The organism is Bartonella sp. MR63HLJHH (assembly GCF_042194155.1).
Classification (GTDB): Bacteria; Pseudomonadota; Alphaproteobacteria; order Rhizobiales; family Rhizobiaceae; genus Bartonella; species Bartonella grahamii.
Window position 1 is genome coordinate 68270 of the sequence record NZ_JBHIMN010000003.1, and the last position, 14145, is coordinate 82414.

The window sequence follows — 14145 nt, forward strand, 5'->3', positions numbered from 1 at the left end:
ATAAGAAACGTCATAATATCGACTCGACAGTGATTTGAAATTTTTATAATTATAGTCAGTTAACTCATCATTTGATTTGTCATATACTGAAAGGGACATTCTATTCATGTCTATAAACTTAGAAATGCAAGGTACAAGAAACAGAAATTCCCCTCGTCGCATTTTGTTTGCAAGCCTTATTGGCCCAACAATTGAATTCTTTGATTTCTATGTCTTTGCCACTGCCGCAGCTCTCATATTTCCTCATGTGTTTTTTCCAACACAAAATGATCAGATTGCCATTTTACAATCTTTCCTGATCTTTGGAGCAGCCTTTTTTGCCCGCCCCTTTGGATCAATTGTTTTTGGACATTTTGGAGATAAAATTGGAAGGAAAGCAACACTTATCGCTTCTCTTCTCACAATGGGTCTTTCAACAGTCATTATTGGTTTTCTTCCTACTTATGAAACCGCTGGGTGGTTTGCCCCTTTCCTCTTAACCTTGTGCCGTATTGGACAGGGAATGGGATTAGGAGGAGAATGGGGAGGTGCTGTTTTGCTCGCAACAGAAAATGCCCCTCCAGAAAAGCGCGGCTGGTATGCGATGTTCCCCCAATTGGGCGTTCCAATCGGTTTATTTTTATCTATTGCTGTTTATTTAGGTCTGTTGCATTTCCTTGATCATGAGGAACTTTTAGCTTGGGGATGGCGCATTCCTTTTATTGCTTCAGTTGTTTTTATGATTATAGGATTATGGGTCCGTCTTTCAATCAATGAAACTGTTCAATTCAAAAAAACTCTTGAAAGTAAAGAACGTGTCAAAGTTCCTATCATCGATGTCTTTTTAAAATGTCCACGAATCCTATTTCTTGGAATATTTTCTGGTATGGCAACATTTGTTTTGTTTTACTTGGTCACTGCATATTTGTTAAGCTACTCAACAAACCATCTGCAATTGCCATTTTATCAAGCTCTTCAAGTCGAAATTGTTGGTGCTATTTTCTGTGGAATTTTTACTGTCATCACTGGAAAACTCGCTGATCGTATTAGACGTAGAACTTTGATGATTTGGGTTACAATCATCACCGGTATCTATTCTTTTGCAATTCCTTATTTCTTAAATTCTGGAGTTATAGGAGTCCTTGCAATGTCTGTTATCGGTTTGTCTATCATGGGGATGATATACAGTCCTCTTGGTGCTGTTTTGGCTTCACCATACCCAACAGCAATTCGATATACTGGTTCTTCTATTACTTTCAACTTATCGGGTATCGTAGGAGCCTCTCTTGCGCCTTATATTGCAGAATATCTGGTACAACATTTTGATACATCTTATATCGGCTATTATTTGCTTCTTGCTTCTTTTATTTCACTGATTTGCTTCGTCGGATTTACAGATGATGAAATATCCAACTAAAATATAATAAAGAAGAATAAAATAAGTACTGGCAGCAAAAATGCTGCCAGTTTCGTTTTTAAAGACATGGGTTGCGGTATTTTCCACCACAATATTCCTGCGAACAAGGCACTCAAAAAGAAAAATAAAAAATCTGCAATATTGCTTATATAAGCAACAGTAAACATTCCTGATAGGATATGTGTTGTTCCCAACCACGAAACGCAAAAAAAAGCCAATATCACAGCCCATAAAACAAGCAAAATTCGATCAATTATCATGATGCCGTTTCATTTTTTTAATTGTAGGCCATATCTTTAATATGCCTAAAAGAAAAATCACAATAAAAACCCAACGCCCTCCCCCTGATCCTTTCGCAATAAAAAGCGCTGGATTTACTATTCCTATCAATCCTATAAAAATCAGAACAACAGAGATGAGACGCATTAAACCTGTTTTTCCCAACAACGATCTTCAGTCTGTTGCCAATACGTTAAATTATGATTTTCCATTTTATATTTTTTCCACTGTGCACGAACAAGACTCAACTGCTCATCATCTCTACCATCAAATATCACAACAAGCCGTTGATAAGTATCAATATTCGAACATACGGCTCCCTCTATGAGAAAACGAATCTTTGAATCATTCGGATTTTCTTGTCCTGTCGTCAAAAATACAGGCTGAAAGTTTGAATATTGATCACACTCAGTTCCATGTCCAATAAATGATTCATCCGCATAAACCCATAAATGCATATCTATAGAATCGCGTTGTTCTTCACTTACACATTGTATTGTTACCTTCCCAAAACGAGCCAATGCACGCTCTACAAGCGTTGGCAAAATATCTTTCAGCGTTGACTGCGTCAAATGATAGAATAGAATATCCAACCTCTTAAGCCCTTATCACCCTTTTATAAAAAGCTAACATCTTTTTTAGAGAAACTTCCATACCCACAGTATAAAAGGAAACGGTTCAAGATATAACCCCTCTTTTTTGATTGAGATGCATTATCTTTTTGCACGTGTCTTTAAAAGACAAAAAATTTTAATTTCAACGTTAATAAAAAATTTTTTTAAGTTATTTTCTAGATTCTTTGTAGACTATAGTTGAAAATAAAATATAATGTACGGAAAATTTAAAGAGGACCTCATAGGCAATTTTATATTATTTATTTGGTTAAAATATCCAATTCATAGAAGGATATTTTTTCGAACTTTATTACATTTTAACCGAAAGCAGTAAAATATTTGCTATCGAATTAAAGACTGAGGATTTTCCCCAATTTATGCGTATTATTGAGTTCTACATCCTGAAACGTGTCCTTGTTTTGTTTAGTTCTGTTATGATTGCAGCAGTGGGCGTTAGTTGGACAGTACAAATTCTCGCACGGATAAACTTTCTCACAACAAGTAAACAAACACTCCTCACAGTCTTACAATTTTCACTCTCATTGGTTCCTTCTGTTGTTTTTCTTGTCATTCCATTTGCATTAGTAATCGCAATTACAACCATCCTTTCAGCAATGCATCAAGACTCAGAACTTGCTGTCATCAATGCCTCTGGTTTTGCTAAAAGTACTGTTTGGAAACCTATTCTTCTTCTTGCTATTGTTGCATCCTGTATCTCCTTTTCTATAGCTAATTTTGTTGTTCCTCAAGCGCGTCTTCATATGCGACAAATGCTAGCAAGCGCTCATTTTGATCTTATTAATCTATTCATTAGTGAAGGAAGCTTCCAAAAACTCGCTAATAACCTTTACATAGAAATTGGCGAACGAAATCCAAATGGAGCACTTAAACGCCTTTTCATTGCCGACCAGCGTGATCCTAAGACTGATCTTTTTTATTATGCAACAGACGCATCCATTGTGAGCAATAAAAACGGCAGTTTTCTGGTTCTCAATAACGGTGAAATAGAAAGAGTTAACCATCAAAATAACAGTGTTTCAATCGTTCAATTTAGCTCATATACTTTTAGCCTAGGGGAGTTTATCCCCAGTGATAAAGCACCTACTCTTTATCCAAAAGATCGGTCTCTTTCTTATTTACAAAATCCTGATCCAAAAGATCCCTACTATCAACGAAAACCACTCCAATATAAAGCTGAGTTTCACCGCAGATTAACCCAATGGCTCTACCCTATTGTTTTTTCACTTATTGCATTAGCAGCGGCAGGGGATGTATGCTCCCATCGACAAGCTCGTCATTCCGCAAATTTCTCGGCAATTACCCTTTCTTTTCTGGTGTATTGGATAGGATATTTTTTTGCAGAAAAAGCAAAGAACGATCTTGCATACGTTCCTCTCCTTTATATTATGCCCATAGGGACAAGTGCATTTGTTTTTTTTATGCTTTTAACGAATCATAAAATTGGGCTCCCCACAAAAGTTAATGAGATTATTCAAATCGCTTTTCAAAAAGTAATGAACAAATTTGAACATCGAAAATCTCAAGATTCCTCGGATGAAATATCATGATTGGGTGGACACTTGGACGATACTTTTTTATACGTTATCTTAAAATAACTTGTTATTTCTGGGGAAGCATTTTTGTCCTTGCTCTTTTAATCGATTTCACAGAGAACTCCGGTAGGCTGTCCTCCATTCCGCATCATACAGCAAAAGATGCATTTTTCCTCTCTGTTTTACGCATCCCTTTTATCATGCAACAACTTATCCCTTTCATTGCACTCTTTTCTGCAATGGCAACGCTTATCTCGCTCAACAAAAAACTTGAACTTGTGGTGACTCGTTCAATCGGTGTTTCTGCATGGCAATTTCTTATGCCAGCTTGTTTGGGAGCTTTTCTTTTGGGATTATTTTCAGTTCTTCTCATTAATCCACTTGCTGCATGGGGATTTTCTCAAGCAGAAAAAAAGATGACTGAATGGCGCAATAACAATATACTAACACCTCTTCATAATACAGGTATCCACTGGTTAACACAACGTACAAATTTAGGCAGAACAACCATTGGTGCTAAATTTATCACCGACCAAGGACTTTCTCTTATCGATGCAACCTTTGTACAATACAATGACAACGCAACCGTCAAAAATTGGATTAACACCCCAAAAGCAACCTTGAGTAATGGATCTTGGCTATTAACAAATGGAACAATCTATAAAATAGGGCATCCTCCTGAAAAAATTACCGTGTTGCAAATAAAAACCAATCTAAAACCTGAATTTTTAACGGAACGTTTAGCGAATCCCGCGACTATTCCATTTTACCAATTGCCAAAAAAAATTATGATTGCACGTTCATTTGGCTATTCTGCTAATAATTTTGATATGTATTTCCAATCTTTAATTGCATTACCGGCATTACTTGTGGCAATGACCCTCATTGCAGCAACTGTATCTTTAAATTTTACGCGTTTTGGGCAATCTAGAACGTTGATTCTTGGTGGAGTAATAGCTGGGTTTACGCTTTATGTTATTTCCGTACTCGTTCAAGCTTTTGGTAATGCTGGATATATTCCACCAATTATTGCAGCTTGGACACCCGTTGTTATTGCGTTATTCTTAGGAATCTCTTTTTTACTTCATAAAGAGGATGGCTAAGTGAAAGCATTAACACTTAAAAAAATTATTTTAACAAAATTAAGTGCTCTCGCTTTTACAAGTGTTATGGGGGTTATTTTAGGAGGCGCTTTGTCTTATTGTGCGCACGCTCAAAGCCTTATGTCTCCTTCCCAAAGTCGCATTCGAAATCCGGAACGTCCTCTTTTGCTCTCTGCGGATGAACTCATCTACAATCGTGATGAAAACACTGTTTCTGCACAAGGTAATGTCCAAATCGAATATGATGGCAATAAAGTTGTCGCTCAAAAAATTATTTACAATCAAAAAACAGGACGGCTTATAGCACAAGGGAACGTTGAAATTACTGAAAAGGATGGTAATAAAATCTATTCCAACCAAATTGATATGACCAAAGATCTTGGCGAGGGTTTTGTAAACGCCTTACGTATTGATACAGCCAACAATGTTCACTTTTCAGCCCAAAATGCTACACGCAAAAACAATCACATAACAGTCTTTGAAAATGCAACCTATACAGCCTGTGAACCTTGCTCTTATAAACCAGATAGAGACGTCCTATGGAAAATTAAAGCAAGAAAGATCATATGGAATAATAGCATCAAAAAAATTCGGTTTGAAAATAGCAGTTTTGAAGTTTTTGGTGTACCGATTATAAAATTTCCAAATTTTGAGATCTATGATCCAACTGTCAGGCGTGCTAGCGGTCTGCTTACTCCTCATTTTTTTTATACTGATTATCTCGGTATGGGGATAAAGAATTCTTATTTTTGGAATCTCGCCCCTCACTATGATTTTACCCTTTCTTCTACTGTTTATACCCAACAAGGGCTTTTAACCGAAGGGGAATGGCGTCAACGTTTTAAAATGGGCAGTTATAATATTCGCTTTGCTCATATATACCAAATGAAACGGCATAGATTTGATAATGATACGATTGATGCACAGCATAAAAACCGTTATATGCTGTCAACAAAAGGGGACTTTCGTATTAATTCACACTGGACTTATGGATGGGATATCCTTGCACAATCAGATCGGCATTTTAGTCGTGCCTATAAACTTGAAAACTATAGCAATCCTACACAACTTTCTCAGATCTATCTGAATGGTCTTGCAGGAAAAAATTATTTTGATATGCGTTTTTATCATTTTAAAGTTCAAGATTCAATATTGAATGATCCTCATTATGAACGTCACTCTCGGCAAGCTTGGGTCCTACCGCGCATCGATTATTTTTTCACACCAGATGAACCCATTTATAATGGAGAGCTTACCTTCCATAGTAATATGCAATCAATTTATCGTCGTCATACTGACTTCAGTTCTACCGACCAGAACGGAACCCCTCTCAACATAGTAAGACTTTCTGGTATGGCTGGAAATAGTTTGCGTTTAACAAACGAGCTTCAGTGGAAAAAGCGCTTCAACACGCACAACGGACTCATCTTAACCCCCCTTCTCTCTCTACGAGCTGATATCATTACAACCAATGCAAGCGAAAATTATACAGCTTCTACAGAAAAAAATTCCTCATCCGCAATTCATGGTTCAACAATTCGTGGCATGGCAACAGCAGGGTTGGAACTACGCTATCCCTTCCTTATTACAGCGGATCATTCTACACATATTATAGAACCAACCGCACAAATTTTTATACGCAATAATGAACAATATATTGGACAAATTCCTAATGAAGATGCTCAAAGCTTTGTCTTTGATGCAACCACTCTCTTTCAACGAGACAAATTTTCTGGTTATGATCGTGTAGAAGGTGGCACAAGAGCCAATATAGGTCTAAGATATTCTGGAAGCTTTAATGACAATTGGTCTCTTTATAGTCTTGTTGGACAATCCTTTCATCTAGCAGGAAAGAATTCTTTTGCAGAAAAGGACTTTGTCAATGTCGGTATTCATTCTAGCTTAGAGGCAAAACGTTCAGACTATGTTGCAATGTTTGGTGCAACCCATAAAAGTGGTTTTTCCTTAGAAACGCGTGGACGCTTTGACAAAAAGACAGGAAAAATCCGCCGTAGTGAAATCGAAGCATCACAAAAATGGCAAAATTTTTGGGCGGCTCTACAATATGCCTATATCGCAAAGCAACCAGATTATGAATATCCTCAAGAGCGCCAAGAAATTTCTTTTCAAACAGGACTTAAACTAGTAGATTATTGGTCTATTAATAGCAACGCCGGTTATGATTTAGTATCTGGTACATTTGTAAAGCGAGGAATTAGCTTGAATTATACAGATGAATGTTTCGGGTTAACATTCGGTTATCAACAGGTAACGAATCCAGGCAGGAAAACACCCTTGCAAAACTTTAATTTCTCTCTTTCATTGCGTACGATTGCAGATATCGGAAAAAAGATAGATTAATTTATAAAGAGAATGTATCAGTCATTTAACTTATCATTGTTTTTATGAAAGAAAGAGTATATTTTAAGTTGTTGATGAGAATTAATAAACAATGCGAAAGCCTATTCACATGAATAAATTGAAAAAGCGTGTTCTTGCTTTATTTTATATTACGTCTTTGAGCGTAAGCAGCCTGCTAATAAATGGATTTTTGATTCCGACAGTCTTTGCGCAGACTTCTATTGTTGTTACAGTTAATGGCAACCCCATCACAAATTATGATATACAAAGGCGCCTTGCTTTTCTCAGATTACAACAAAAGCAAGGCAATTTGGTGGCACAGGCTAAAAAAGAGCTTATCGATGAAAAGCTAAAAAATATTGAAATAAAACGTCGTAATATTGAAGTAAGCAATGATGAAGTTGATAGAGCTTTTGAGAATTTTGCGACACAAAATAATATGACGATTGATCAGCTCAACCAGATTCTGATCCAAACTGAGATCACTGTGCAACACTTTAAAGATTACATCCGTGGACAAATAGGATGGGGGCGTCTTGTTAGCGCACGCTATCAAGCTGAAACAGGTATGATTAGCGAACAAGAAGCTGTACGCAGGATATTAAAAAATGGTGGTGTAAAACCTTCAACCAATGAATATACATTACAGCGAATTGTTTTTGTCATTCCTGCACATCGTCGTTCAGAAATTTTTGAAAGACGTCAAAGAGAAGCAAGCAATTTTCGTGCACATTTCCGTGGATGTGCCAATGCTCACAATCAAGCAAGAGGTATTTTAGACGTTACTATCCGCCACTTAGGAAAGTTTCTGGAGCCCCAACTTCCCAATGCATGGGAACAAGCTATTCTTGCAACGCCTGCTGGAAAAATGACAAAATTACAAGAAACATCTGATGGAATCGAAGCAATTGCTGTCTGCAAAATAAAAAGAGTTTCTGATGATTATGTCGCTCGACTAATATTTTCTCTTCAAGATAGTAAAAAAAGAAGCCCGCAAAAACTTGAAGAATTAAGCGACAAATATTTAGGAGAACTGCGGCGAGTGGCGCGCATTAAAAATTCATAATGGCTGCTCTTATTGTTAGCGGTGGTGATCCTGCCGGAATTGGTCCTGAAATAGTACTAAAAGCGTGGAGTTTGCGTGTTACGCGCCAAATTCCACCTTTTGTGCTTCTTGCTGATCCAGATGTTATTCGTTCGCGCGCTCGTTTTTTACAGATTGATGTTGAGGTGCAATCTGTTTTAATCAATAATTCCGCAAAAAATTTTCAAAACGCTCTTCCTATCATACCGTTAAAAAACAAACAAAGTGATCAATTAGGTATACCTTCATCGAATAATGCCGCTGGAATCATTGAAGCAATTCAACGCTGTGTTCAATTGATTCAAAATGGCCATGCATGTGCACTTATCACTTGTCCTATTGCAAAAAAGAATCTTTATGATGCCGGTTTTCAATTTCCAGGTCATACAGAATTTTTAGCCGATTTAGCCCATAAAGCTTTTCATAAATGTTATCATCCAGTTATGATGTTAGCAGGACCTCGATTAAAAACAGTACCAATAACTGTTCATATTCCATTTAAAAATGTTCCTTCACAGCTTACCCGTGATTTAATTGTTCAAACGGTACTTATTACTGAATGTGACTTAAAAACACGGTTTAAAATAACGTCACCCCGACTAGCTGTTGCTGGTCTTAATCCTCATGCTGGAGAAGGAGGTGCAATGGGAAAAGAAGATATTGAAGTTATCACTCCTGCTATTGAATATCTTAAAAAGAAAGGACTCAATATTGCAGGACCGCTGCCTGCCGACACAATGTTCCATGAATGCGCAAGAAAGGCATATGACGTTGCCATTTGTATGTATCATGATCAAGCCCTTATCCCTGTTAAAACATTAGACTTTGATAGCACTGTTAATGTCACGTTAGGTCTCCCTTTTATTCGCACGTCTCCAGATCACGGAACTGCTTTTGACATTGCTGATAAAGGGATAGCCTCTCCCGAAAGCTTTATTGCTGCTCTTAAACTTGCAAATCAACTTGCCGAAAATAGTTTAATACCATGCCAATAGATAATCTCCCTCCTCTACGTGAGGTCATTGATATATATGGATTACAAGCGCATAAATCTTTGGGGCAAAATTTTCTTTTTGATCTTAATTTAACATCTAAAATTGCTCATCACGCAGGTAATATAGAAGGAAAACCTGTTCTTGAAATTGGTCCTGGTCCTGGAGGTCTCACACGTGCCTTGCTAGCAAAGGGTGCCATTGTAACAGCAATAGAACGCGATGAACGCTGCATACCAGCTCTCTTAGAAATAGAAAAACACTATCCTAAAAAATTAAAAATTATTTGTAATGATGCACTGAAGCAAGACTTCTCAAAACTCTTTGAAACAAGCCCCGAAAAACCTCGCATTATTGCAAATCTTCCCTATAATATTGGGACACAACTCTTATTAAATTGGCTTTTGACTGAACCATGGCCTCCTTTTTATGAATCAATGACATTGATGTTTCAACGTGAAGTTGCCAAACGGATTACAGCTAAACCCCAATCTACTCATTATGGACGTCTTAGTGTCTTAACTGGCTGGCGTACCACTGCTAAAATTGCTTTTGATGTGCCCCCTCAAGCCTTCATACCAATACCTAAAGTAACTTCTTCCGTTGTTCATATTATTCCGCGAATACAACCTCTTGCCTGCTCTGCACAAAAACTAAGCCTCGTCACAAAAACCGCCTTTGGACAAAGACGAAAAATGCTTCGTCAAAATCTCAAAACACTTGGAGGTGAAGTGCTATTAGAAAAAGCTGGAATTGATGGAACACGCCGTGCTGAAACGCTCTCGGTTTCAGAATTTGTAACTTTAGCGCATCTAGTGCTCTAAAAAATTGCACTTTTTGTTATGCAACCTTTTTTAATCAAGACATTTATCGATCTTTTCAGCAATAAGCCCATCAACAAAAGAGTCAAGATAAGAACAGCGCTCGCGTTTTACGGTTTCAGCTAAATAAATTGATTTAATAAAAGATAAAGACTGATCTAAATCTTCGTTAATCACAACATAATCATAAGAACGCCAATGCTTTAACTCCGTTCGTGCATTTTCCAATCGTAAATTGATGATATCTTGACTATCTTCTGCTCGACGATGTAAACGCGAAACAAGCTCTTTCATTGATGGTGGAAGGATAAAAACAGATACAGTGTCTCCTAGCATCTTTTTTTGCAGCTGCTCGGTACCTTGATAATCAATATCAAATAACATATCACGGCCAGTACTCAATGCGTTCTCAACAGTTTCACGTAAAGTGCCATAATAATTCCCGTGAACTTCTGCCCATTCAATAAATTCATCTCTATCACGCTTATATTCAAACTCTTCCTTTGAAATAAAGTGATAATGCAGTCCATCTACTTCACTAGGACGCCTTTTCCTTGTGGTCATACTTACGGAAAGCTCTAATTTTCCATCTTTTAGAAGTAATCGAGAAATTGTTGATTTACCAGCACCTGAAGGAGAAGAGAGAATAAATAAAAAACCGCGGCGTTGATTTATTTTTATAGCACTCAATTTACTTTCGAAGACTGTCATTACATCACTCTACTTTGTTCATAAATGTTTCTCCAAAATTTGAATTATACATTATCTCAACCTTTCCCCTAATCAATGTGTTTTCTTAGCAGTTATCAATGTTATTCTGCTCTTTTTTGAGATAAGTTATTAGCAGTGTATTCACTGCTTTCTTAAATATTTTTATCCATACGCTAATCCCACTTGTGACAGACAAGAAAATGATTTTTTATCATTCTCATAAAAAGTTTAAAGAGAAAAATTTTACTATATTTTGCATTCTCATTTACGATGCAAAAAGATGTATTATCATTATAAATTCAATGTCTTGCCTTTAATTCTCGCCACTTGCGAACATTCACATTATGTTCCTCTAAAGTTCGAGAAAAAACATGCCCTCCTGAACCATCAGCAACAAAATAAAGTGCATCACTGCTTGGTGGATGTGCCACCGCTTTCAAAGAATCTCGACCTGGATTTGCAATAGCTGTTGGAGGCAAACCATTAATTTTATAAGTATTATATGGTGTTTGCTTCTCAAGATCTGAACGATAAATTGCACGACCTGATGGTTTTCCTTTTCCTCCAAAGAGACCATAAATAACTGTTGGATCCGATTGAAGACGCATATGCTTTGTAAGGCGGTTATAAAATACCGCGGCAACCATTGGTCTTTCTGCTGCAATTCCCGTTTCTTTCTCAACAATTGAGGCTAATATAACAAATTCATCAATTGATTTAATGGGTAAATCAGGTGAACGCGTAGCCCATATAGCATGAATTAATTTTGTCTGCCCTTCACGCAATCTGTTTACAATCTCTTTACGCGTTGTCCCCCGAATAAAACGAACAGTATCCGTCATTAAACAGCCCTCTGGAGGCAAAATTTTTGGAAGATCTCCAATCAAAATTTCATTCGCAGCTAATCGATCGAAAACTTGCTGAACCGTTAAACCTTCAGGTACTGTAAATGTATATTCAATAGATTTTCCTTTCACAAGAATATCCATAATATCCTGCATCGAAGAATGTGCCGGAATTAAATATTCACCAGCCTTCAGATGCGTTGTTTTTTGGTGATAACCAACCCCATAAACAAAAATATCTGATGATCGAATGAAACCACGTTTTTCTAGCAATGAAGCAATTTCACGAATTCCTGTGCCAGGATGGATAAGAACAATTTGTTCTTCCTCAATTTTTCCCTTTTCTTCAAAAATACTTTTTCCAATATAAAGAGGAATACTTATGGCGAAAAGAATAACCACAATCAGCATAAGAAAAAAATGACCGAGAATAACCAACGGATTACGGACGATAGATGATTTCTTTCGTTTTTTATGTACTAACATGTCATAACTATCTGCTAAATGATTCGAAGAGGAATCACTTACGTCCTTTAATGATTTTCCATTTTTCACATCGGACATAACCCCTCAATAGCGATTAAGGACAATATTATAATTTCTCATTCACCTTATAACAAAGTAGAAAACTCAAAAGCAGAAATTAAATAAAAATACTTATTATCCCCTAAAACGTCGCATCACCAACGATGCATTTGTCCCACCAAATCCAAAAGAATTAGAAAGAATCGTATCAATCTTTCGTTCACGCGGTTTGTGTGGTACAAGATCGATTTTCGTTTCAATCGATGGATTGTCAAGATTAAGTGTCGCTGGGGCTATATTATCCCGTATAGCTAGAACAGAAAAAATAGCCTCAGCGGCACCGGCGGCACCAAGTAAATGCCCGATAGATGATTTCGTTGATGACATGGATACTTGTGGTGCATAATTCCCTAAAACACGCTCAACAGCTGCTAGCTCTATGGAATCAGCCATCGTTGATGTACCATGAGCATTAATATAATCAAGTTCACTCACATTCACTTGTGCACGCTTAAGAGCAGCCATCATACTACGCTGAGCTCCTTCACCGCTTTCTGAAGGCGCTGTAATGTGGTAAGCGTCACCAGATAAACCATAGCCAATAACCTCAGCATAAATACGCGCTCCTCGTTTTTTGGCGTGTTCCAGCTCTTCTAAAACAACAACTGCTGCTCCTTCCCCCATCACAAAACCATCACGATCAGCATCATAAGGACGTGACGCCCGTTCAGGATCATCATTGCGACAAGTAGAAAGAGCTCTACAAGCTGCAAAACCTGCAAGAGATATCCGATTTATCGGAGACTCGGTCCCCCCTGCCACCATGACATCTGCATCACCAAACATAATCAAACGTGCCGCATCACCAATCGCATGCGCCCCTGTCGAACAAGCTGTTACAACAGAATGATTAGGCCCCCGTAAACCATATTGAATAGATACATAACCAGAAGCAAGATTAATCAAACGACCTGGAATAAAAAAAGGAGAAACACGACGAGGTCCCTTATCACGAAGCGTATAACCAGCTTCAACAATGCCCTCAACTCCCCCAATTCCCGAACCAATTAACACACCTGTACAAATCTGATCTTCATCACTCTTAGGAAACCATTCGGCATCTGCAAGCGCTTGGTTAGCAGCAGCCATTGCATAAACAATAAATGCATCAACTTTACGTTGCTCTTTAGGTTCCATATACAAATCAGCATTATAGGTTCCCTCTGTTCCATCCCCTAAGGGGATACGCCCAGCAATCTGGCATGGCAAATCTGACACATCAAACTCAGTGATACGTCGGACACCACTTCTTCCTTCAAGAAGTCGTTTCCAACTATATTCAATATTACCAGCTAATGGAGATACCAATCCTAAACCAGTAACAACAACACGTCTCATAACTTCTAACCTTGAACTAAACTTCACATCTCAAAGCTCTCTTTTCAAAAGAGCTCCGAAGAATATAGGCAAAAGCAATTTATGCCTTTGCCCTTTAGTAATCATGCAGAAGCTTTATCAATGAACTTGACTGCATCACCAACTGTAAAAATCGTTTCAGCAGCTTCATCTGGAATTTCTACCCCAAACTCTTCTTCAAAAGCCATAACGAGTTCAACCGTATCAAGGCTATCAGCCCCTAGATCATCGATAAAGCTTGCATTTTCTACAACTTTATCAGCATTAACCCCAAGATGTTCCACAATAATTTTCTTAACGCGCTCTACTGTATCACTCATGTTGAAATCCTCGAATTTATATTTTCCTATAATTTGGTTAACTATATCGGCTCATCTAATCAAGCAATAGATGCATTACTTTAAAAGATTTTAGCAATGATTTAAAACATCCTGTGGATATCCCC

At 37.5% G+C, this 14145-nt stretch carries 14 protein-coding genes; 7 read left to right on the plus strand and 7 right to left on the minus strand.

The genetic code is table 11. The features are described from left to right. The first annotated feature begins 106 nt into the window (after positions 1 to 106). A complete protein-coding gene (locus tag ACFIKQ_RS02840; protein WP_375636532.1) occupies positions 107 to 1396 on the plus strand; it encodes an MFS transporter in 1290 nt (429 codons plus the stop codon). Here the strand turns inward: ACFIKQ_RS02840 and ACFIKQ_RS02845 are convergent. From ACFIKQ_RS02845 to ACFIKQ_RS02855, 3 genes are read right to left on the minus strand one after another with little or no spacing between them, the layout of a single operon-like run. Beyond that, a complete protein-coding gene (locus ACFIKQ_RS02845; RefSeq protein WP_375636533.1) occupies positions 1393 to 1656 on the minus strand; it encodes a hypothetical protein in 264 nt (87 codons plus the stop codon). The two genes, ACFIKQ_RS02840 and ACFIKQ_RS02845, sit on opposite strands and share 4 nt — an antisense overlap. Beyond that, the gene (locus ACFIKQ_RS02850) at positions 1646 to 1840 is read right to left on the minus strand and encodes a hypothetical protein (RefSeq protein ID WP_155914974.1); all 195 of its coding nucleotides are present in this window, start codon (positions 1838 to 1840) and stop codon (positions 1646 to 1648) included. Before ACFIKQ_RS02850 ends, ACFIKQ_RS02845 begins: the two co-directional genes overlap by 11 nt. After that, positions 1822 to 2268: a DNA polymerase III subunit chi gene (locus tag ACFIKQ_RS02855; RefSeq protein WP_375636534.1), complete on the minus strand. Its 447-nt coding sequence runs from the start codon at positions 2266 to 2268 to the stop codon at positions 1822 to 1824. The genes ACFIKQ_RS02850 and ACFIKQ_RS02855 overlap by 19 nt, the downstream gene beginning before the upstream one ends. A 398-nt stretch (positions 2269 to 2666) precedes the next feature. Here ACFIKQ_RS02855 and lptF point away from each other — a divergent pair, with 398 nt between their 5' ends. The 6 genes from lptF to rsmA all read left to right on the plus strand — a co-directional run bounded on the left by lptF (position 2667) and on the right by rsmA (position 10206). Then, positions 2667 to 3857, plus strand: a complete 1191-nt coding sequence (gene lptF / locus ACFIKQ_RS02860) for an LPS export ABC transporter permease LptF (protein WP_375647011.1) — start codon at positions 2667 to 2669, stop codon at positions 3855 to 3857. Continuing rightward, a complete protein-coding gene (lptG, locus tag ACFIKQ_RS02865; protein WP_375636537.1) occupies positions 3854 to 4945 on the plus strand; it encodes an LPS export ABC transporter permease LptG in 1092 nt (363 codons plus the stop codon). The genes lptF and lptG overlap by 4 nt, the downstream gene beginning before the upstream one ends. After that, positions 4946 to 7306 carry an LPS-assembly protein LptD gene (locus tag ACFIKQ_RS02870; protein ID WP_375652960.1) on the plus strand — a complete coding sequence of 787 codons (2361 nt, stop codon included), beginning with the start codon at positions 4946 to 4948 and terminating at the stop codon, positions 7304 to 7306. Positions 7307 to 7415: 109 nt separating this feature from the next. Continuing rightward, complete coding sequence (locus ACFIKQ_RS02875; RefSeq protein ID WP_375644909.1) at positions 7416 to 8372, plus strand: SurA N-terminal domain-containing protein; 957 nt, start codon at positions 7416 to 7418, stop codon at positions 8370 to 8372. Continuing rightward, on the plus strand, positions 8372 to 9385 hold the full coding sequence (gene pdxA / locus ACFIKQ_RS02880; RefSeq protein ID WP_375644910.1) for a 4-hydroxythreonine-4-phosphate dehydrogenase PdxA: 1014 nt from the start codon (positions 8372 to 8374) through the stop codon (positions 9383 to 9385). Before ACFIKQ_RS02875 ends, pdxA begins: the two co-directional genes overlap by 1 nt. Continuing rightward, on the plus strand, positions 9376 to 10206 hold the full coding sequence (gene rsmA, locus ACFIKQ_RS02885; protein WP_273788483.1) for a 16S rRNA (adenine(1518)-N(6)/adenine(1519)-N(6))-dimethyltransferase RsmA: 831 nt from the start codon (positions 9376 to 9378) through the stop codon (positions 10204 to 10206). Before pdxA ends, rsmA begins: the two co-directional genes overlap by 10 nt. 30 nt (positions 10207 to 10236) lie before the next feature. Here rsmA and gmk read toward each other — a convergent pair whose 3' ends face one another. From gmk to ACFIKQ_RS02905, 4 genes are all read right to left on the minus strand, one after another. After that, complete coding sequence (gmk, locus tag ACFIKQ_RS02890; protein WP_375644911.1) at positions 10237 to 10914, minus strand: guanylate kinase; 678 nt, start codon at positions 10912 to 10914, stop codon at positions 10237 to 10239. Positions 10915 to 11213: 299 nt separating this feature from the next. Next, positions 11214 to 12323 carry an endolytic transglycosylase MltG gene (gene mltG, locus ACFIKQ_RS02895; protein WP_375644912.1) on the minus strand — a complete coding sequence of 370 codons (1110 nt, stop codon included), beginning with the start codon at positions 12321 to 12323 and terminating at the stop codon, positions 11214 to 11216. Between the two features lie 96 nt (positions 12324 to 12419). Further along, positions 12420 to 13682 (minus strand): beta-ketoacyl-ACP synthase II, encoded by a 1263-nt coding sequence (gene fabF, locus ACFIKQ_RS02900; RefSeq protein ID WP_375636547.1) that lies wholly within the window; start codon positions 13680 to 13682, stop codon positions 12420 to 12422. Between the two features lie 101 nt (positions 13683 to 13783). Continuing rightward, positions 13784 to 14020: an acyl carrier protein gene (locus tag ACFIKQ_RS02905; protein WP_004860281.1), complete on the minus strand. Its 237-nt coding sequence runs from the start codon at positions 14018 to 14020 to the stop codon at positions 13784 to 13786. Positions 14021 to 14145 lie beyond the last annotated feature (125 nt).